The organism is Selenomonas sp. KH1T6 (genome assembly GCF_900108415.1).
Taxonomy (GTDB): domain Bacteria; phylum Bacillota; class Negativicutes; order Selenomonadales; family Selenomonadaceae; genus Selenomonas_B; species Selenomonas_B ruminantium_A.
Genome location: NZ_FNWN01000003.1, coordinates 90,468 through 110,783, shown reverse-complemented (window position 1 = coordinate 110,783; position 20,316 = coordinate 90,468). Strand labels below are relative to the sequence as shown.

The 20,316-nt window shown below is 57.1% G+C and carries 14 protein-coding genes; 1 reads left to right on the top strand and 13 read right to left on the bottom strand.

Annotation, left to right across the window (positions count from 1 at the left end; all coding sequences use genetic code 11):
- Positions 1-150: 150 nt before the first annotated feature.
- From BLW59_RS03175 to BLW59_RS03120, 12 genes are all read right to left on the bottom strand, one after another.
- Positions 151-1,722, bottom strand: coding sequence for an ATP-binding protein (locus BLW59_RS03175; RefSeq protein WP_074696123.1), 1,572 nt, complete (start codon positions 1,720-1,722; stop codon positions 151-153).
- Positions 1,723-1,828: 106 nt separating this feature from the next.
- The gene (locus tag BLW59_RS03170) at positions 1,829-3,970 is read right to left on the bottom strand and encodes a SpoIIE family protein phosphatase (protein WP_074696121.1); all 2,142 of its coding nucleotides are present in this window, start codon (positions 3,968-3,970) and stop codon (positions 1,829-1,831) included.
- Positions 3,967-4,197 carry a hypothetical protein gene (locus tag BLW59_RS03165; protein WP_074696119.1) on the bottom strand — a complete coding sequence of 77 codons (231 nt, stop codon included), beginning with the start codon at positions 4,195-4,197 and terminating at the stop codon, positions 3,967-3,969. Before BLW59_RS03165 ends, BLW59_RS03170 begins: the two co-directional genes overlap by 4 nt.
- Before the next feature lie 177 nt (positions 4,198-4,374).
- Entirely contained in the window at positions 4,375-4,683 is a 309-nt protein-coding gene (locus BLW59_RS03160; protein ID WP_074696117.1) for a hypothetical protein, read from the bottom strand.
- A gap of 81 nt (positions 4,684-4,764) precedes the next feature.
- Positions 4,765-6,855, bottom strand: coding sequence for a cache domain-containing protein (locus BLW59_RS03155; protein WP_139283519.1), 2,091 nt, complete (start codon positions 6,853-6,855; stop codon positions 4,765-4,767).
- Between the two features lie 18 nt (positions 6,856-6,873).
- Positions 6,874-7,206, bottom strand: coding sequence for an STAS domain-containing protein (locus BLW59_RS03150; RefSeq protein WP_051650113.1), 333 nt, complete (start codon positions 7,204-7,206; stop codon positions 6,874-6,876).
- A 9-nt stretch (positions 7,207-7,215) separates the two neighbouring features.
- A complete protein-coding gene (locus BLW59_RS03145; RefSeq protein ID WP_074696113.1) occupies positions 7,216-7,791 on the bottom strand; it encodes an RNA polymerase sigma factor in 576 nt (191 codons plus the stop codon).
- Positions 7,791-9,365 carry a TolC family protein gene (locus BLW59_RS03140; RefSeq protein ID WP_074696111.1) on the bottom strand — a complete coding sequence of 525 codons (1,575 nt, stop codon included), beginning with the start codon at positions 9,363-9,365 and terminating at the stop codon, positions 7,791-7,793. The genes BLW59_RS03145 and BLW59_RS03140 overlap by 1 nt, the downstream gene beginning before the upstream one ends.
- Before the next feature lie 43 nt (positions 9,366-9,408).
- Positions 9,409-12,174: an NHLP bacteriocin export ABC transporter permease/ATPase subunit gene (locus BLW59_RS03135; protein WP_074696109.1), complete on the bottom strand. Its 2,766-nt coding sequence runs from the start codon at positions 12,172-12,174 to the stop codon at positions 9,409-9,411.
- A gap of 14 nt (positions 12,175-12,188) precedes the next feature.
- Positions 12,189-14,423: an NHLP family bacteriocin export ABC transporter peptidase/permease/ATPase subunit gene (locus tag BLW59_RS03130; protein WP_074696107.1), complete on the bottom strand. Its 2,235-nt coding sequence runs from the start codon at positions 14,421-14,423 to the stop codon at positions 12,189-12,191.
- 4 nt (positions 14,424-14,427) lie between these two features.
- Positions 14,428-15,426, bottom strand: a complete 999-nt coding sequence (locus BLW59_RS03125; protein ID WP_074696105.1) for an HlyD family efflux transporter periplasmic adaptor subunit — start codon at positions 15,424-15,426, stop codon at positions 14,428-14,430.
- Complete coding sequence (locus BLW59_RS03120) at positions 15,426-16,595, bottom strand: efflux RND transporter periplasmic adaptor subunit (protein WP_074696103.1); 1,170 nt, start codon at positions 16,593-16,595, stop codon at positions 15,426-15,428. The genes BLW59_RS03125 and BLW59_RS03120 overlap by 1 nt, the downstream gene beginning before the upstream one ends.
- A 513-nt stretch (positions 16,596-17,108) precedes the next feature.
- On the opposite strand from BLW59_RS03120, the gene BLW59_RS03115 reads away from it, so the two are divergent.
- The gene (locus BLW59_RS03115) at positions 17,109-18,686 is read left to right on the top strand and encodes an ATP-binding protein (protein ID WP_074696101.1); all 1,578 of its coding nucleotides are present in this window, start codon (positions 17,109-17,111) and stop codon (positions 18,684-18,686) included.
- A gap of 64 nt (positions 18,687-18,750) precedes the next feature.
- Here the strand turns inward: BLW59_RS03115 and BLW59_RS03110 are convergent, their stop codons facing one another.
- On the bottom strand, positions 18,751-20,223 hold the full coding sequence (locus tag BLW59_RS03110) for a TolC family protein (RefSeq protein WP_074696099.1): 1,473 nt from the start codon (positions 20,221-20,223) through the stop codon (positions 18,751-18,753).
- Positions 20,224-20,316: the final 93 nt, after the last annotated feature.

The window sequence follows — 20,316 nt, the reverse complement described above, 5'->3', positions numbered from 1 at the left end:
AGCTTTTCCTAAAGCAGAAAATCCCGTTTTAGCGGAGCTAAAAGACGAAATTCTTCCATGTTTGCCAAAATTCGACAAAATAGGCTTTTTTCCTGCCGCAGGCAAAAAAATAGGGCTGTTTCCAGCCCTCGTCCAAACTCAATGCAACCCTCATCCCACCAGCCACTCCGAGAGGCTTCTGCTCTCCGAGTCGAAGTTCACACCGATTTTGAAAAGCTGCCGCTCGTCCGCTCCGTAGGGCGCGGCATACCCCTTTTCCTCAATCTGCTCCAGGGCCTCCCTGGCGCTCTTATCCACCTTGAATTCGAAGATATAGACAAACTTATCCGTCTCCAGCACACAGTCTGCCCGTCCCCGGCTGCTGTGGACTTCAGCGTGGACGTACTGGCCCAGCAGGGTGAAGACAAGATAGACAACCGTCTGGAAATAATGCTCGAAAGGAGCGTCTTTGGTAGTGTAGGGAATGCTGGCAAAGAGAGCCGCGAAGGTTTCCTTCAGCTCCTCTGTATCCCCCGCCAGAATGTGACTGCGCAGGGCGAAGATATCCTTGCCGCTGCCCGTGACTGCCGTAGGAGCGTATTCGGGAAAAAGGCTTTTCAGGAAGCCCAGCCTGACTTCTTCATTGGGAAAGCCCAAAATATACGGCCCTTCTTCGCTGTCAGCCCCTACAATGGTAAGATAGCCTGTCTGATACAAAAGGGGCACTATATCAGGATTATCCGCCCGATAGTCACTGAGATTCACCGCATCCGCATAGATGGTATTTTCCGCAAACTGCCGCACATCGAAGTGCATATTCTTCAGCCGCCGCACCAAAAAGGTGGGCGTGCCAGTGGAGAACCAAAAATCAGAGAACCCCTTTTTGCTCAGGGCATTCAGGACACTGAAGGGATTGTATACCCCTTGGCAGCCGGGGAAGAAGTGGTAGCCATCGTATTTCCTGGCCAATTTCTGCAGGCATTTTTCTTCACTCATCTTGCGCTTTGCTGCCATGGCCTGCAACTCCGGCTGGAAGTTAGCGCAAATCTCCTCTCCGGTCATGCCGCAGATGCCGCTGTATTCCTCAAACATGGAAATATCCTGCAACTGGTTCAGATCGCTGAAGATGCTGACCTTGCTGAACTTGGTGACGCCGGTGATGAAGACGAAACGCAGGTGTTCATCATAGGTTTTCAAAGTGCCGAAGAAGCCCTTGAAGACTGCCTTGTTGTGCTCCTCCAGTTCGTCGTTCTCCAACACCTCAAGTAGCGGCTTGTCATATTCGTCTACAAGCACTACGCATTTCTTGCCGGTCTTTTCCCTGGCGGCTTCCAAAAGTCTCTTAAACCTGTCGCTCAAGAGCCCCCCTTTCTCACAGCCATATATTTTCTCCCAGTCCGACAGCATCCCGTCCAGCACATCTTCCAAAGCCGCCGCCTGATAATCCTGCCCGTTGAAGTCAAAGTAAAACACAGGATACGGCTCAAAAGCCCCCTCGCTGTCCTTCTCCAACTCCGCAATCTCCAGCCCTTCAAAGAGCTCCTTCCTGCCCTGCCAATATGCTTTCAAGGTAGAAAGAAACAAGCTCTTGCCAAAGCGCCGGGGACGACTGAGGAAATATTGCCGCCCGGTATGGGCCAGTTCATAGATATAACGGGTCTTGTCCACATACAGGAACTGCTCCTGGCGCATAACCTCAAAACTCTGCACCCCAATGGGCAGCTTCCTGATTGCTTCTGCCATGTCCCTCACTCCTCCTGTCATGGTGGAACATTCTCTTTGCTTCAATTGTAGCAAATGGGGGACCGGTGTCAAGGAAAGGACCAATGTCAATTCACCAGCTTCATATTTATGCATCTGCGCCTATATACTTCAGCGCCAGCATGGTGATATCATCGGACTGCTCTGCCTCTCCGGCATGGCGCTTTACTTCCATCAGCACATTTTCTATGACCTCCCCCGGCTTGGCCTTGGCAGAGAGCAGGTTCAGCTTCTTTTCCAGGCGTTCCTTGGTGAACATCTGCCCATTTTCATCCATGGCTTCTGTCACACCGTCCGTATAAAGGAACAGGCGGTCACCCTTGCCAAGGCAGATGCTTTTTGCCTCGAAGGGCAGGCCCTCCATCATGCCCAGCACCGGGCTTTTCTTGGTCAGGGGCAGGTAAGACATACTGTCTCCCTTTAGCAGCAGGGGCGGATTGTGCCCCCCATTGACATACTCGAATTCTCCTGTGGCCAGATGCAGGATACCTGCAAAGACCGTCACAAACAGCCCCTCATCATTATCTGCCGACAGCTGGTCATTGGCCGCGGCCACGGCTTCTGCCAGAGAACTGCCCTCTGCCCCTGACAAAATCGAATTCTTCAGCACGGTTTTGGCTGCAGCCATGAACAGGGCGGCCGACACGCCCTTGTCCGACACATCTGCGATGATTACCGCCAGGCGCTCTTCATCCACATAGAAGAAATCGTAGAAATCTCCCCCCACTTCCTTGGCAGGATACATGGCTGCCGCCAGCTGGAACTCTTTCCGGGGAGGCAGCGGGGCCGGCAGCAGGCTGGTCTGGATATGGGCTGCCGTCGCCAGTTCCGCCTCCAGCCGGGAAGTCTCGCGGGCCGTACTGGCAATCTCCTTTTCGTAGCGCTCCAGCTCGTCTGTCATGCCATTGAAGGAAGAGGCCAGCTGCTCCAACTCATCTCCCGTCTGCACCTCCACCTTGCAGGAAAAATTACCCCGGGAGATTTCCCCTGCCGCTGCCATCAGCTTTCTTAAAGGACGGCAGAAGAAATCCGAGGCCCGGGCACTGCCATAGGACACCAGCGCCACGGCCAAGAGCAGCACCCCCAGCACCGCCAGCAGCAGGGTGACGAAAAGCCGCTGGAAGGAGCTGCGCAGCTCATCCAACTGGCCCAGCATACGGGACTGGGCTTCCCCTGCAGCCTTGGTCACTTTTTTCTTCTGAATAAGAGTGCCCACGCTCCAAGAAATCTTGGGGGACGGGGCATAGGAAAGGTAGTACTCCTCCCCCAGCAGCCTCACCTTTCGATAGCCCACGTTGCCCTGCACCATGCGGCGGGCGGCGAAGGCCAGGCTGGTGATGGGGCTTTCCCTGAGGTTCTTCCCCTCCGGAATTTCACTGGCAAGCTCCTGGGGCAGATGGGAGAGCAAGACTTCTCCTTCCTTGCCAAGCACAAAGCAAGAGAGTCCCCCTTCCTGATCAATGGGCAGGACGTTCCCCGGCTCGCAGTCCACCCCCAGCACCCCTGCCAGGCCATCTTCATCATAATAAGGCATGACACAGGAAATAATGGGAATGCCATCCGTCCCCTCATAGACACTGCTGAAGGCAATAGTCTGCTGCTTCAACCCCCACTGATACCAGGCCCTGTCCCTGACATCATAAGTCTTCTGCCAGCGTTCCATGCTCAGGTGTGAAAGAGCTCCCGGCGTTTCGCTTTTATCCACACGGATCATATAGCCGTGGCTCGAGCCTACAAACACGCATTTATAATAACGGCTCAGGCTGACCATGGTGGTGGCCAGATTGGAGACTGCGCGGATTTCCCGCTCCAGTTCCGGTGTAAGGCCCGCCTTTGCCAGCTCCGGGCTGAAATGGACATAAGCTGTTCCCGCAGGAACAGCTTCGTAAGTAGCATTTGGTAAATTTATGGAAGGATACTGCTCAGGAGAATTGAGAATTGCCTTCAGCTCCTCGGCGAGATACAGTACATCGGACTGCACCTCCTCTGCCTCATAAGCCATGATGCCAGCATGGATTTCAGCTTCGCTCTCCATCTGCTCCTGGGCCTGTTCCTTGGCAAAGTCCGTGGTGTAGTAGGAAATTTCCCGCGAGATGGCCTCCTCCTTTTGGCCCACGATAGTTTGCAGCTCATAGATGCCGTACAGGACAGGCAGCCCCAAAAACAGGAAGCTGAGGGCACTCCCGGACAGCATGAGCAGGAACAGTCTCTTCCTTATGCCCGGTTTCATTTCTTGCCTCTGGGGTCAACCTTGTTATTCTGCAAGGCAGGATTGCCTGCGGCCGCAGCCCAATCCATCTCCTCGTCCCCCATCTTCTTACCTGCCCAAAGATTATGGCTGGCGGAGTTTTCCATGCGGTGCATATTGAGCAGCTGCTGGTACAGCCTTTCCTTGACGGAGTGGCAGCTTGAGAAATCAAATTTCTCCAGGTCTTGTTCGAGTTTGGTGCTAGTCATGATCATTACTTCCTTTCCCTAACGATATATCTTTCTTTGTTCTTTATATCCCCTCAACAGGAAAAGTGTTATAGGTATTTTAAGATTTTCTGGAAATAAAAATCCCCAGCTGGGGATTTTGTCCGTCCGGAAGCAGTATCCACCTGGAAACTGCTTTTTTAATGAATGCAACCCAGCTTACAGCTCGCCGTTTGTTATTTCCTGAATGACATAGCCCCTCTGGCGATGTCTTTCCACGTACTGCTGGATGTATTTCGGGTCAATACCACGGCTGATCTTTGGGCGGATCCTCGCTTGCAGCTTGCTCGCCGGAGTCCCTTTTACGAAGGCATTCCACTTATCCAGATCCCCTTCAAAGGTAATGCAGTTAGCATCATATCTGCCATCGGGACGCTTCTTGTAGCGGAGCATATAGTAGGTCCCGCCTCCTGCTACCATTTCCAGGTCCATATCATTCATGGGGATGCCCATTGCATCGTTCTTCATCTCAAATCCCTCCTGCCATGAGTCTGCACTGCTTTCTTTCTGTTCTTTATATCCCCGGATATGGACAAGTGTTATGATTTTTCACCCCTCCCACCGCAGGGCCAGCACCGTGACATCTCCCTCCTGCCCCGCTGCTTTCAGCAGGTCGGTCATAATCGCAGTGAGTTCGGCAGGTGTGGCAGCGGCGGGGAGTTTTTCCTGCAGGTGCTCAGGCAGTCCTTGGCCCTCTGCGGCGCTGTGGGCTGTGTAGAGGCAGAGGAGGCCCCCCCTGGACAAACGTATGCTTTGCTGGCGGATGTCTTCGGCGCTTCCCGGCAGGCTCATGGGACTGCCCTCGTGCAGGAGCAGGGCGGGGGCGGCGTTCACGTAGGCCAGCTCCCCTGTTTTTGTGTCCAGCACACCTACGAAGGCCGTGAGAGAAAGACCTTCCCGGCTCTCCTCCCCTATGCGCTGCCTGGCCTTGCGGCAGGCGGCGGCCAGGTCGACTGCTCCTTCTGCCAGGAGGCAGTTCCTTAGCACCAGACGGGCCATGGCCATGAAAAGGGCTGCAGGAATGCCCCGGCCCTTTTCCCCGGCGGCATCGGCTGCCCCGGCCACTGTCAGGGCCAGATGGCTTTCATCCAGCCAGTAGAAATCGTAGAAATCTCCCCCTACCTCTCTGGCAGGTTCCATGCAGGCATGGAGGGAGAACTTCTCGCTCTGGGGAATCTCCCGGGGCAGCAGGCCCTGCTGGATGGAGGCAGCCACATCAAGTCCTGCCTCCACCTTGGCCTTTTCCGCCTGGGCGGCGGCGAGACTGTCCATATAGGCCTGCAGGTCATCGGTCATGAGGTTGAAGCTATCCGCCAGCTCCTCTGTCTCGTCCCCGGTGGAAAGGGTCAGCTTCTCCTCGAAATGTCCCCCTGCCACCCGGCCCACTCCTTCAGACAGAGCCAAAAGCGGCTCCGTGAAGCGGCGGGCCCAGCGCCAGCTCACATAGGCCAGCACCAATAGCAGCAGGCCGAAGGAGCAAAGCAGCAAGAGTCTCATGCGGGGGAACAGCGGGCCAGCCGCCCCCTGCAGTTCCTGCAGATCTTCCTGCACCTGCCGGCCCAGGGATTGGGCATCGGAGAGAACTTCCTCGCTGCGCACCAGCTCACCCAGGCTCCAGCCTGTCTCACCTATGGGGGCATAGACCAGATAATAGTCCTCCCCTTGCACCTGCACACGGCGGGAGCCGCTCTGATGGGTCAGCATGGCCTCTGCGGCAGCGGCGATTCCCTCGTCCTCAGCACTTCTCAGGTCAAAATCCGGACGGTTGGATGCCAGCACCCCTTCCCGGATGGAGGAAAAGACCACCTGCCCCTGGGAATTCAGGGCAAAGGCTATCTTGTCACCGGACAGCACTTCCCCCTCGATTTCCTGATAAAGGGCCGCCGGCGGCAGGGAGAGGCCCACCACCCCGGCAAAGCCCTCTTCATCCTCATAGGGCATGGCGCAGTTAATGAGGACCTCCCCTCCCAGAGAAACATAGAGGGGCAGATAGACGGGCTTATCCTGCCCCAGGGCCTCCTGCCCTGCCTTGTACCAGTTCCTGTCCCTGGCATCATAGGCAGGCGTCACGACCTCCGGGGGCAGGTTGATGAGGTCCTCCGCAGCTGCCAGGAAATCCATGCGCAGGCTCCAACCCTCTTTGGAACCAATGTAAAAAAGCAGGGGCTTCACCTGATGGCTCTCTGCAATGCGCTCTATGAATTCCCCTGCCTGGGCGGCCCGCAAAGCTGACGGGGTGGGGCTGCCGCCGGCGGCTCCGGCCAGGAAATACAGCTGCCCGGAGCGCACCACCTCCTGCCTGGGGTCATGCACCAGCCCCGGGGAGACAGCCTGCCCCTCCTTCATCAGCTTGGTGACCTGATGGGCCAGCAGCCGCACATCCCCCTGCATCTCTATCATGAAAAGGTCTATGTAGGCGGCCTTTTGGCGCACCACCGCTTCCAGACGCTTCTGCATTTCTTCCCCGGCGAAACGCTCCGCTTCCAGGGTAACCGCCCCGGACAGCTCTTCCGTCTTGCTGTCCAGCAATTTCTCCGAAGCAGTCATGCCCCAAAGAAAAAGGCCTCCCAAAAGCAGGGAGGTACACAGTCCCGCCGTACCGATAAAAAGCAGGGCCTTGCCCCTTATCTTGAGTTCCACGGCCCTGCCCCCTTTCAATTATGGCAAACTCTCTTCGCTGGGGTACATCGCCACCAGCACATCCAGATTGGCATCCTCTATGACTTCCTTCACGAAGCCGGCAGCTCCGCATATGGCATAGGCCTTGCCTTCGGCCTTGCATTGCCTGCCTGCGCGCAGGAGTATCCTGATGCCCGCACTGGATATGTATTCCAGACCTGACATTTCCACCGCCAGCTTGCTGCTCTGCTGCACGAGCTCATTCAGCCTGTCCCCGGCTTCCCCGGCATTCGTCTTGTCCAGGCACCCTCCCAGGGAAAAGAGCGTCCAGCCCTTATACTCACTGACCTCGCATATGATATTTTCTGCCATGATTACCTCCTACTCTTCTCCCAATATCTTCCGCAGGCTGTCCCGTGCCTGTTTCAAGGCCACCCGCACGGAGCTGGGGGCCATGCCCAGGGCTTCCCCTATCTCATTGGACTTCATTTCCAGCCAGTAGGTCATTTCCAATATCTTCTGCTGGCGTTCCGGCAGCTGCTTGATGGCGCTCCGCAGGGCCTCGCTGCGCTCGGCAGAGAGGGCCTGCTGCTCTGGGGTCTCGCTGTCCGGCCCCGCAGGGTCGAAAGCCTCATCCCAGGCAGTCTCCGTAGTGAATTCCCGGGAGCCATAGCGCTTGTTCATGGCGTTCTGGGCAATGCGGAAAAGCCAGGTAGAGAAGGCCCCCCGCTCCGGGTCATAATCCTTCAGATGCTGGAAGCAGCGCAGGAAAGTATCGCTGACCAGCTCGTCTGCCAGGGTGCTGTCCAGAGTTCTCTTCAGCAGGAACTTGTAAACCCGGGGGAAGAAATGCTCATACAGCTCTGTGAACGCCCCCTCATCCGTGACAGCGGCCTGGGCCACACGACCCCAGTAGTCCGTGTCCTTTTTGATGGGGAATGACGCGATTTTTGCCATTATTTTTCCTCCTCTTCCTCCTCCTGCAAAAATTTTTCTGCCTGCTCAAGCGCCTTGTCAGCGGAAGCCCCCATCTGGGCGGCCTCATCGTAAACAGCTGCATCAAAGCCCACGGGCATCCCCATGGCTTTTTCCAGAGCTGCGCGGTACAGGTTGTACTGATAGAGGGCCGTGCAGTAGTTCGATCTTGCCTGGGTGAGCCGTTCCTGGGCATCTGCCACGGAAAGGAGGATATCCACGCCTTCCTCATAACGCACCTGGGCGATCATATAGCTTTCCTCCGCCTTGGCTACCGAAGCAGCCGCCTCGCGGATATTCGCCTCGGCCGCCTTCATCTCCGTATAAGCGGAGCTGGTTTCCAGGGCGATGTTTTTCTTCACCCGGCGGGCCTCGGCTTCGTACTGTTCTATAGCAGCCTTGGCGCTGCCCACATTGGCCCGGGTCACGCCGTTGTCAAAGAGACTCCAGGACAGGCTGATGCCGGCTTCCCAGCTGTTGCTGCGCTCGCTGCGGAAGGGCTCATTGGAAGCGATGTTCTGGCCCGCCACCCCTTTGATCTGGGGACGATAGCCTGCCTTGGCCGCCTCCTTTTTGGCCTCGGCGGCCTTCACGGCGTATTCTGCCGCCAGTCCGTCGGGCCTGTTCGCCAGGGCGTAATCCTCGCATTCTGCCAAATCACGGGGATATGGCTCATAGGTGAAAGCATCCGTGGGTTCCACCACTGTCCCCCGGGGCAGTCCCACCACCCTGGCCAGGGTAGCGCGGGCCACCTCCGCGGCACCTTCGGCGTTCACCAGATTCTGCCGGTAGTTGTAGCGGCGGACTTCCATCAGCAGCACATCCGCCTTGGCTACGGCTCCCTCGCTGAACTGGTCGGAAATGAACCTCAGCTGCATATCCGCCATGTTCACAGCCTCCCGGGCAATACGGGCCAGATTTTCCCTGTGCACCAGATTGGCATAGGCCTCAGCCGCCTTGTAGCGGGTCTGCTGGCGCTGGTTCTCCACCGTCAGGTCTGCCTGGTTCAGCCGGTAGCGATTGAGTGCAATCTGATTCTCCAGCTGACCCCCGGTATAAAGGGGAATGGACAAGCCCCAGCTGTTGGCAAAGGTGTTGCTGTAGCCATAAGAACCTACGGTCTGGGTAGTGAGCACAGGTATCTGCCCCATAACGTAGCCCACAGGGACTTTTTCCCGATGGGGATTGCCATATTTGGCATGGGACATCCTGGCCGACCTGTAATTCCTGCCCCCGATGCGGTAGGCCTGTGAATTCCAGGTGATAGAGGGGCCCTTGGCGCGGCGGGCGGCGGAGAGGTCCCAGCGGGCCGCCTTCCTGCTGGCTTCGGCAGCCTCGATGGTCTCATCTGTATCCAGAGCCAGGCCGATGCTCTCAGCCAGGCTCAAACGCACGGGGCCTTCCACAGGCAGTTCTTCCGGCAGGCCTGCGGGCTCGGCGGCAGCCAGCGCCTCCTGCCCCAAGGCTGCCTCCAGCTCCTCATTATCATCTGCCGCAGCCACGCCCCAGGGGCAGCAGGAAAGTGCGGCTATTGCTAAAACTATTGCTTTTTTCATACCTTGGTCACCTTCTGTGTATAGAGTTCGTAACTGACCTTTTTCATGCCACCTGCTGGCGTTTCACCAGCTCGGCAAAGAGGCCCCCCTGGTCTACCAGTTCCTGATAAGTCCCACTTTCGACGATGCGGCCGTCGTCCATGACGATGATGCGGTCGCAGCCTCTGATGGTGGAAAGCCGGTGGGCCACGATGATGCGGGTGGCCTTGAGCTTTTCCAGGCTCCTGGTGACGATGGCCTGGGAGCGGTTGTCCAGGGCGCTGGTGGCTTCGTCAAAAATCAGCAGGGAGGGCTTCCCCACCAGGGCTCTGGCGATGAGCAGCCGCTGCCGCTGGCCGCCTGAGATATTGGAGCTGCCCTCGCTGATGACAGTCTGCATGCCCATGGGCATCTCGGCGATGTCCTCGGCTATGCCTGCCGCTTCCGCAGCGTCCCAGGCATCATCCTGGGTGAGCATCTTCGTACCTACGATATTAGTGAAAATATCTCCCGTCATGAGCTGGCCGTTTTGCAGGACCACCCCCATCTGGGAACGCACCGAAGGCAGGGAAAGCTCCGACAAATCCTGCCCATCAAAGGTGATGCTGCCCCGCTTGGGAACCTCGAAGCCTAAGAGCAGGCGCACCAGTGTGCTCTTGCCGCTGCCGGAGCGGCCCACGATGGCCACATTCTCCCCGGCAGCCACGGAAAAGCTCACATCGTGGAGCACCTCCTTGCCCTCCACCTCCATGGTGCCTCCCTGCAAATCCGGCACTATGTGCGTGTAGGCAAAGGTGAGGCCACTAACCTCAAAGGAGCCGGAGAGTTTGCCTGCATCACGCTTTTCCTCGGTGGTCTCAGGCACGGTCTCCAAAATTGGCTTCAAATTCTCCATCTGGGGCTGGATGGCGAAATACTGGCTCACCAGCCCCAGAATGCCCCCCACCACGCCGTTGAAGCTGGAGTAGGCGGCGCTGAAGGCGATGAACTGAGCATAGCCGATGCCATGCTGCACGGTCTTGCCGTCCGGCCCCACCTCGTTCATACCATAGACGGCTATCCAGTAGAGAATCATGGTGAGGATGAAAGGCTGGATGCTGGCGATGATAGAAGTGTAGTTGTTCTGCCAGCGTAGCTTCAGGCTCCAGTTCCAATGATCGCCAAAGGCGCGGGACCAGAGATTGTAGGCCTGTTCCTCCGCCCCCTGCACCCGGAACTTCTGCAGCCCTGCGAAAACCTGCTGCACCATGCCGGCAGACTTGTTCCCCGCCTCAATGATCTTCCGCTGGAAGAACAGCACCCGCCTGAGGACAAAGGCCACGAAAATGCCGTACACCACCCAGACGGCAATGGCTGCCGCCGTCAGCTTCAGGCTGTAGTAGCACATGAGGAAGATGCTCCAGAAAGAGCAGAAGAAGGAGAGGATGGAGGTGACAAAATCCCCGGAGGCCAGGCTCTTGGCAATGCCGATGCCCCCCATGCGGCTGGCAAGCTCCCCTACGGTGAACCGCCGGAAGAACTTGGTGGGCAGCTGCATGAGCCGTCCCCACATGGCGGCTTCGGCGCTGATCTCGATGCGGGAAGAAATGCGCATCACCGCAATGGAACGCACGATACCCAGGGCCGCCGTGGTAAAGCTGGTAACCATCAGGGCCTGGGTCACTGTGGCCAGCCCCTGCCGGTCAAGGATAGGTATGATATCCTGGAAGATGGTTTCCGTGATGATAGGCGTAGCCAAAGGAATAAGTCCGGCAAAGAGACTGCAGATGATGATGGTGCGGTAGTCTGCCATCCAGCACTGGCGAAACATGAACTTCACCAAATCGAGAAGCTTCAGCGCCCTGGCAGGAAAGCCTGCGTAGCATTGGAAGGCATCGGGAGTCAGCTTCCTGGCTTCCTCGTCTGTGAGAGGGATGCCCTCCGGCTTCCGCCTCAGCACGATGCGATAATTTTCCGGAGTCTCGGGGATGAGAGCTGCCAGTTCCTTCCTGCCTTCAGCCCCGGAGTAGAAGCCAATCATGACCCCGGTGTCCTTCTTGTACCAGCCCTCCGGCAGAGTCACCAGGCGCATCTGCATATTGCCCTTCTGGGTCATAGCCCTGAGCAGTCCCACAGTTTCCAGTTCTCTGGCCTTTTCCTCGGAAATGCCCAGATTGTCCGTGGGCATGGAGAGAGCCTTGGCCACCCGTGCCACCACGAAGGCGGCATCCATGACCTCGGGACTGCCGGCCACGCCTTCACTTTCCCCGGCAAAGAGCTGTTCCTCCCCCAAGAGGCCCCTGATGCCGTTTTCCACCATCATCTTCTTGGCCATTTTCCTGACGCGGATGCGGCGGGAAAGGCGCTTGTCTTCGGCGCCGAACTGCATGCCCAGAAACATGGAGAGTATCTGCTGGTTCTCCCGGAACTCAGCCAGCAGGGCGGCGGGACTGGCGAAATCTGCCAAAAGCCCTTCCTGCCGCCAGGCCTGCAGCATATCATCCCCCTTGTCGGCCTTCTGCCGCAGCCAGGAGATTTCCACCAGGCGGCGGAACCAGTGCTCCATCATAGGGCGCAGTTCCTCCACCCGCATTTCTTCCAGCGGGCAGAGGGAAAACTCCGTGTCCTCCTTGGCATAGAGCTGAAGATACAGTTCATTGAACTCGTCCATAGCGGGGAAGACGGCCTCTCCTTCTCCCATGGCCAGCAGATAGCACTGGCGGAAGGAAAGCTCCTCCCCTGTGCGGGTCACGGCATATACTTCCACGACTCCCGAGAGCACACAGGCGATTTTTTCCTCCTCCTGCAGAAGGAAGCGCTGCCCTGCCAACAAGGTATGGGTATTTTCCATGGGCTTTACCTCCTTCAATCCATGTTATCCATTTCTGCCTGCTCCCGCTCGGTGATGAGCTGCAGGTAGGGACCGTTGTGGGTTATCAGATCCCGATGGGTGCCACGCTCCACCACCTTGCCACGAGAGAGGACAATGATCTCGTCGCAGTCCCGGATAGTGGAGAGACGGTGAGCCACGATCAGGCAGGTGCAGCCGCGGTGACGGATATTTTCCAGCACCTGTTTCTCAGTGATGGGGTCCAGGGCGCTGGTAGCTTCGTCCAGCACCAGGATAGAGGGATTCACCGCCAGAGCGCGGGCAATCTCCAGCCGCTGCCGCTGGCCCCCGGAGAAGTTCAGCCCGCCTTCTGCCACCTGGGCTTCATAGCCTCCGTCCAATTTCATGATGTCCTCGTGTATGCAGGCATCCTTGGCAGCAGCGATGATGTCGCTGCGACGGACGGTGGTGTCAAAGAGGGCAATGTTCTCCGCTACGGTGCCGGTGATGAGGAAGATATCCTGATCCACAGCCGCCAGGGAGCTCTGTATCACCTGCCGGGGCACCTGCCGCCGGGGCACCCCGTCAAAGGAAAGGGTGCCGTCCCATTCTTCATAGAGGCCCGTGACAATCTTGGCCAGAGTTGACTTGCCGCTGCCGGAAGCTCCCACCACCGCCACCCAGCTGCCCGGAGAGGCGTGGAGGTTGAAGTGCTCCAGCAAGGGCTTTTCCAGGGGACTGTAGCCGAAGCTAACATCCTCAAGGGTCAATTCCCCCGAGAGCCTTTCCCCCGGAAAAGATTTTTTCGCTTCCTCTGCCTCGGAGGGGAAGTTCAGGCTGTCCACCTCGTAACGGCGCACATCATTGAGCCTCTGCATCTGCATTTCCGTGGTCTGCAGGGTGGAGCCCAGCCCCACCAAAGCATTGACAGGAGCCTCGAAGCTGCCCATGAGATGCTGGAAAGCCATGAACATACCTGCAGTCATGGCACCTTCCATGATTGAAAAGCCGCCGATGGTCATGATGAGCGCACCGTTGATGCCCGAAAGCAACGTAGGCAGCATCTTCACGGACATGGACCACAGGGCTGTCTCCTGGGAGGCCGTGAGGACCTTCGTCTGATAGCCCGCCCACTTGGAGAAGAAGTCTGACTCATCCCCGTTGGCCTTGATGGTCTCTATCATGCGCAGGCCGTTCATGGCCACGCCATAGGCCTTGCCCGCATCCTGCTGGATGCGCATATTGAGGTCCGTCAGGTGGCGCCGCATAGCGAAGAACAGCACGATTTCCACGGAAGTGAACATGAGGCCGATGATGGTCAGGGTCACGTTGTACTGCAAGAGCAGCAGCAGATAGAAAATAGCCACAAATAAGTCCAGCACTGCCGTAGCAGCAGGACCGGATAGCACCCCGGCAATGGACTCGTTGAACCCCACGCGCCCTGCCACCTCTGCCGCATAGCGCTGGTGGAAAAATTGCATGGGCAGCTTCAGCAGATGCCAGAAATAACTGGACGAATCTGCCAGGGTGAGCTTTCTCTGCCATTGGGTCAGCACCACGGCCCTAAGCCAGGTAATGATACCAGATATGATGAAAGAAAAGGTCATAGCCAGGCAGAAATTCATCATCCAGTCCACGTGCTTGCGAGTCAGGATGTCATCCAGGAAGATCTGGTTCATGACCGGGGCGGCCAGGCCGGGAATGATGGCGCAGAACTCCAGCAGCAGGATGAAAAGGGCTGCCCAGCGATCCTCCAGCAGCTTTTTTGTCATATCCTTGAAGACATTGTAGCGGTGCCCCTCTTTCTTGAAGTTCTTGCCAGGCCTGATGTAGAGAGACACACCTGTATAGGAAGTGCGGAATTCTTCCAGTGGCACCGTGCGCCGCCCCATGGCAGGGTCATTCAGATAGGCACGTCCGTTCTTTATGCCCTCCAGCACCACGAAATGATTGAATTCCCAATGTATGACAAGAGGAAAGATGTTTTGCGGCACGAGCTTCAGCAGGTTGTCCACCGTCCAGCGGTAGCCATCTGCCTCGCAGTTCCTGTTCCGCGCTGCCCGTATGACACAGCTGGCTTTCGAGCCATCGCGATTCACGCCGCACTCGGCCCTGAGCTTTTCCAGGGGAATCCAGAGGCCGTAGTGGGCCAGTATCATGGCGAGAGCCGCCGCGCCGCACTCCGTGGCTTCCATCTGGAGCACAGTGGGCACCTTCACCCGCCTGATATCCCCGGCGAAGATTCCTTTCACTTTTTCTGTCAAACTCATAGGCTCACCTGTTTCTCAGCCATTGGCTCAGCTTGTAGAAAACCTTCTCGATGGGCGGACGACGCTCGATGATGATGGAGCCGGTGCAGAAACTGCCAGCCGTAATGGGCTTGTGCTCCCCCACTGAGGAGGTCCATAGATAACCGGACTCAGAATCCGGGTCCTTCACCAGATCAAAGCTCACTTCCATAACAGCGCTCTGCTGGGCCTGAAGTATCCACTGGGCCAGCTGCTCATTGCCCAAAGACTTCTGCATGGACTGGGGGGTGACGGGATACTGGGACACGGAACGTACAGTGCCCAGGAGGCTGCCCGTCTGGGAAACATCCACCCCGTTGGGAGCCAGCTGGATGGTCTGGCCGCTCTGCACCCGCTTGCCCTTGTCCACTGGGATATAGAGAATGCCTTTCAGCTCCCCGCCCCCGCTTTCAGCCAGGCGCACGTTCATAAGGGGCGTGCCACCGCTTACCACGCTGCCTTTTTCGGCCAGGACGTCATCCACGATGCCGTCATAGGGCGAGTAAATGAACTCTGCCGCCTCCTTCTGATACCGGCGGGAGTCAAACTCATGGACCCGGCCCACAGCCTCCCGGCCGCTTGCAGCCAGCTCCGGACCGAACTGGGCCATGCGGGCGGCAGCAGTTTCCTGGGCCTGGTTCACATGAGCCACCAGTTCCCCCTTCTTCACCCGGCTGCCGGGGTAGACATAGATTTCGTCCAGCAGTCCCGAAGAAGTGGTGGAGATCCTTGCCACCCCTGCGGCATCCATGATGAGGCCCATGCCGTCGGCCTTCACTGTGAAGGAGCCGAAGATGGACCAGATGACCACCGCCAGCAGCATCACTCCCACAGCTACCAGTCCCATCCAGCCCACGGGAGTAGTGATGGGCAGCACCGTATCCAGTTTCTCCGGGGAGCGCATCTTGTCCAGGGCTTCCTGGCTGAAAATCTGATCACCGCCGCGGTTCCTCTTCTGGGCGGTACTTTTTTCCTGCTCTGCCATCAGCGCCCCCCTCCTTCCAAAGAAATCTCTGCTTTCATGCCTTCATGGAGGCCTTCCATGTTGCCTGTCACGACCACTTCGCCCTCCTGCAGGCCCTCATAGATCTCGATATAGCTGTCATCGTCGGTGCCTGTACGCACCTGCCGCAGCCGGAGCCTCCCCTCATCGTCCAACACATAGACTTTGTCATAGTTGCCGTCCACCATAGCTGACAGTGGCACTGTCAGGCAGGTATAGGATTGGCCTGTCACCATGCGCACCCCGGTATAGGTCATGGGTTCCAGCGTGCGGGTGCGGTTGTCCACCTCCCAGACGGTGCGACGTATTTCCGCAGGCTCTGAGAGGGGCGGCACGATATCTTTCAATGTGGCCTGCACCTTCTGGCCCCAGCCCACATTCCCTGCAGCGTAATCCGTATCGTAGACCTTGCTCAGGTCCTGCCCCTGAGGGAAGGCCATGACGGAATTCTCCCCCACCCGCAGATGGCGGGTGTCTTCATCAGGCAAGTTCATGGAAAAGGAAAGGCGGTCAAAATCCCCCACCAGGGCCACGGGAGTACCGGCCTGCACATAAGTGCCCTCCCGCTGGTAGATGAGCAGCACCTCACCGTCCAGGGGAGCTTCCACATTCAGCCAGTTTTCCATTACCAGGCACTGCTGATACTGGGCCTGAGCCTCCTGCAGTGCCTCCTGGGCAGCCAGGTACTGGGAGAGGGATTCCTCATATTTTTCCTGGGCCGTGGCGTTCTTGGCTATGAGGCGCCCCTGCCGCTGATAGGTGCTGTAGGCCTGGGCCAGCACAGCCTCCGCCTTGCGGACGGCACTGGCAGCCTGCTGGATCTTCAGGGGTATCTGCTCATTGGCCATGGTCAGCAGCAAATCCCCCTTCTGCACAGGACTGTTCTTGCCCACCTGCCAGTGCATGATGCGCCCGTCTGTCAGGGCCACCGCATCTGCCATGTTCTCACTGGTAAAACGCACAGCAGGCAGGGTCAGGGTGGGATGCAGCTGCCGCTGGGCTGCCTGAGCTCCGGAGAGTTGCACTCTGCGGTTGTCCATGCGGTTGGCTATCTGATGTTCGTCGCTATAATTGAGCCAGGCACCATAGCCCACGATGGCCAAAGCCATTATGAGAATAATCGCGATGCCCAGGTAAAAATACTTTTTCATGATGACCTTCCCTTCCCCTTGAATTGCCGCCTGTGTATAAGTCTATTTATTGGGTACATACTTCTCCCCCCCCGTGGAATTTCCTGCTTTTTCCCAAAATTCCTTACATTGCTCCCAGCAATTAAAAAGCACCGGGAAGATACCTCTCTCTGCCCGGCGGCTTTATGTATTTTTATGTCAGATGGCCCGTGCCTTCCTGAGCTGTCTCCTGCGAGTGTGGATGCTCTTGACCTGGCCCCAGAAATCCTTGAATCTTACGTCCCGCTTCATTTTCCTTTCCTCCTCATCTTTCCTGCTCAACATGCTGCTATTTTCGTCTCCGGCTTTTGCCTTGCTGTTTTTCTTTCTGTTCTTTATATCCGCCCAAAGAGGAAAGTGTTATACTTTTTGCGAAAATGTTTGAACTCAGGCAGCACCCTTTGATGAAGCGCCGTCAGGTGTATTGACATACAACAGGCTTCTGCTAGAATGGGAGCAAAGAGAGAAAATTCCTACAGGAAAGGAGCGGTGACGATGGCAGAGAATATCCGGCGGCTGCCTATCGGCGTGCAGAGTTTTGAGAAACTGCGCCAGGATGGCTATATCTATGTGGATAAAACCCGTTACGTCTACAATCTGGCTCACAGCGCAGGCCAATACTTCCTCAGCCGCCCCCGACGCTTTGGCAAGAGCCTCTTCCTCTCCACCCTTGCGGCCTACTGGGAGGGAAGGAAGGAACTCTTTGAGGAGCTGGCTATAGAAGAGCTGGAGAAGGGCAATGCGGACGCATGGCAGCCTTATCCTGTGTTTTACTTTGATTTCAACGGCGAAAACTATCAGCGCGATACTGCCCTGGATGATGCTTTGGACAAGATGCTGCAAGGCTGGGAAGCCATCTACGGCTGCCAGGCACAGGGCACCTTGAGCGGACGTTTCCAAAAACTCCTGGCAACTGCCTTCGAACAAACCGGCCGCCGCTGCGTGGTATTGGTAGACGAGTATGATAAACCCCTGCTAGAGGTACTAGAGAAAGATGAACTTGAAGAACACAACAAGGCGGTATTCAAGGGCTTCTTCGGCACCCTGAAAAGCTATGACAAATACCTGCAGTTCGTCTTTATCACCGGCGTCACCAAGTTCAGCAAGGTCAGCATCTTCAGTGACCTGAACCAACTGCGGGATATTTCCCTGCTTGAAGAATATGCAGGAATCTGCGGCATCACCCAAGGTGAAATGGAAAAAAATTTAGCCCCGGAAATAAAGAACATGGCCTCGGCACTTAATCTCAGCGAAGACGACTGCCTGAAAGCCTTACAAGCCCATTACGATGGCTATCACTTCGATCCAAGAGGAGAGGGTGTCTACAATCCTTTCAGCCTGCTGAACGCCCTGGCAGACAAAAGATTCAAGGCTTATTGGTTCGCCACCGGCACTCCCACTTTCCTGGTCAGGCGTGTACGTCAGGTGGGCCTTGATGCAAATCGCTTCACCAATCGAACCCTTTACGCCGATGAGTATTCTCTCACAGATTACCGCTATGAAAATCCCGACATTATCCCCCTGCTCTACCAAACCGGCTATCTTACTATCACCGACTACGATGATGCTGCTGACCTGTATATTTTGGGATTTCCAAACCGGGAGGTAAAATACAGCTTCCTGAAAAGCCTTTTGCCGGAATACGCCCCCATTGCTGTCCCCAGTTCCGGCAAAGATATCTACGCCTTGCGCCTCTGCGTGAATGCAGGTGACACAGAGGGCATGGGCGACATCCTCACCGCCCTCTTTGCCAGCATCCCCTACACCACGGGGGATGCCCCCTTCGAGCATTATTTCCAGTCGGTGCTATACATGGTCTTCACCCTGCTAGGTCAGTTCGTGCAATGCGAGGTACACAGCAGCCGGGGACGGGCCGACTGCATAGTTGAGACTGAGCAGTTTGTCTACATCTTCGAGTTCAAGGTGGACAAACCCGCCCAGGAAGCCCTGCAGCAGATTGAGGACAAAGGCTACGCCGCCCCCTTCGCCGCCGACCCACGGCAGGTATTCAAGATTGGCGTGAGCTTCGACTCCGAAAAGAGAAGCCTGGCCGAATGGCTGGTAAATATTTGAGATCGGCACACAAAAAGCCGCCGGGAAGATATCACTCTCTTCCCGGCGGCTTTTTACGCCTCACTCATTCTTCCTCTCCCAGCCAGGCTGCCGCCAGGGCCTCGTCGGCAGATGCGCCTTCCTGCTCGGCTTCGGTATACACCGAGGCATCAAAGGCCACGGGCACTCCCATGGCTTTTTCCAGGGCGGCCCGGGAAAGGTTGTACTGATAAAGGGCCGTCATGTAGTTTGACCTGGCCTGGGTCAGCTTTTCCTGGGCATTCGTCACGGAAAGGAGGATATCCACGCCCTCCTCGTAACGCACCTGGGCAATGGTATAGCTGTCCTCAGCCTGCTTCACGGCCACAGCTGTCTCCTGGATATTCTGCTCCGCCGCCTTCATATTGAGCCAGGCAGTGCGGGTTTCAAGCTGGATGGTCTTGCGGGTCTTGCGGGCCCCGGCCTCATACTGGTCCACCACAGAGGCTGCCTGGCGCACATTCTCCGTGGTCACCCCATTGTCAAAGAGGTTCCAGCTGACGGAAAGCCCTGCCTGCCAGTTGTTGCTGCGCTCACTGGCAAAGGGGGCGTTGCCGGCAATGCTCTGGGTGCCCACCCCCGTAACCCTGGGACGCCAGCCAGCCTTGGCGGCTTTCTTACGAGCCTGGGCGGCCTTGATGTCATAGTCGGCCGCAATGCCGTCAGGCCGGTGCTCCAAAGCGTAGGCCTCGCAGTCAGGCAGATCCTTGTCATAGGGTTCGTAGGAAAAGTGATCCAGGGGCTCCACATTCGTGTCCTGGGGCAGGCCCACGATGCTGGCCAGGGTGGACTTGGCCACCTCCACGGCCTTCTCGGCATTCACCAGATTCTGCTTGTAGTTGGCAATGCTGACACTCATGGCGAGCATGTCCGCCTCGGCCACCGCCCCTTCCTCGAACTGGGCCCGGATGAGCTCCAGCTGGGTGTGGCCCATGTCCACGGCATCTTTGGCCACCCCGGCCAGATTCTCATAGTGGAGGAGGTTGGCATAGGCTTCAGCTGCCTGATAGCGCACAGTCTGGCGGGTATTTTCCACCGTCAGGTCAGCCTTGTTCAGCTGGTAGCGCCCCGACTTGATTTGATTTTCCAGCTGGCCCCCGGTGTAGATGGGCACCGAGAGGCTCCAACTGTTGGAAAAGGTGTTGTCATAGGCATAGGAACCCACGGTCTGATTGGCATAGACAGGCAGCGCTCCCAAGACATCGCCTACCTTGACCTGAGCCGGATGAGGGTCCCCGTAGAGGGAATGTGCCCTCTTGGCAGATCTGTAATCCCGCCCCCCAATGCGCAGGGCCTGGGCGTTCCAGCTGACAGTGGGGCCCTTGCTCCTGCGGGCAGCCTTCCAGGCATGCAGGGCCGCCTCCCTGCCTGCCTCAGCCCCTTCTATGGACTCATCAGTGAGGATAGCCATTTCGATGCTGTCCGTGAGGGTCAGCCCTATGGCCTCAGCTGCGGCTGTGTGATAAGGAAATGATATTGCACTGCATATTGCTGCGATTATAAATGCGAATTTATTCATAATATGTTCACCTTCCTGAGGTGTAGAGGATTGTATGTATAGAATGCAAACTGCGATGCAGACCCTACCTGCCCCGTGAAACGGGGAAGGGGG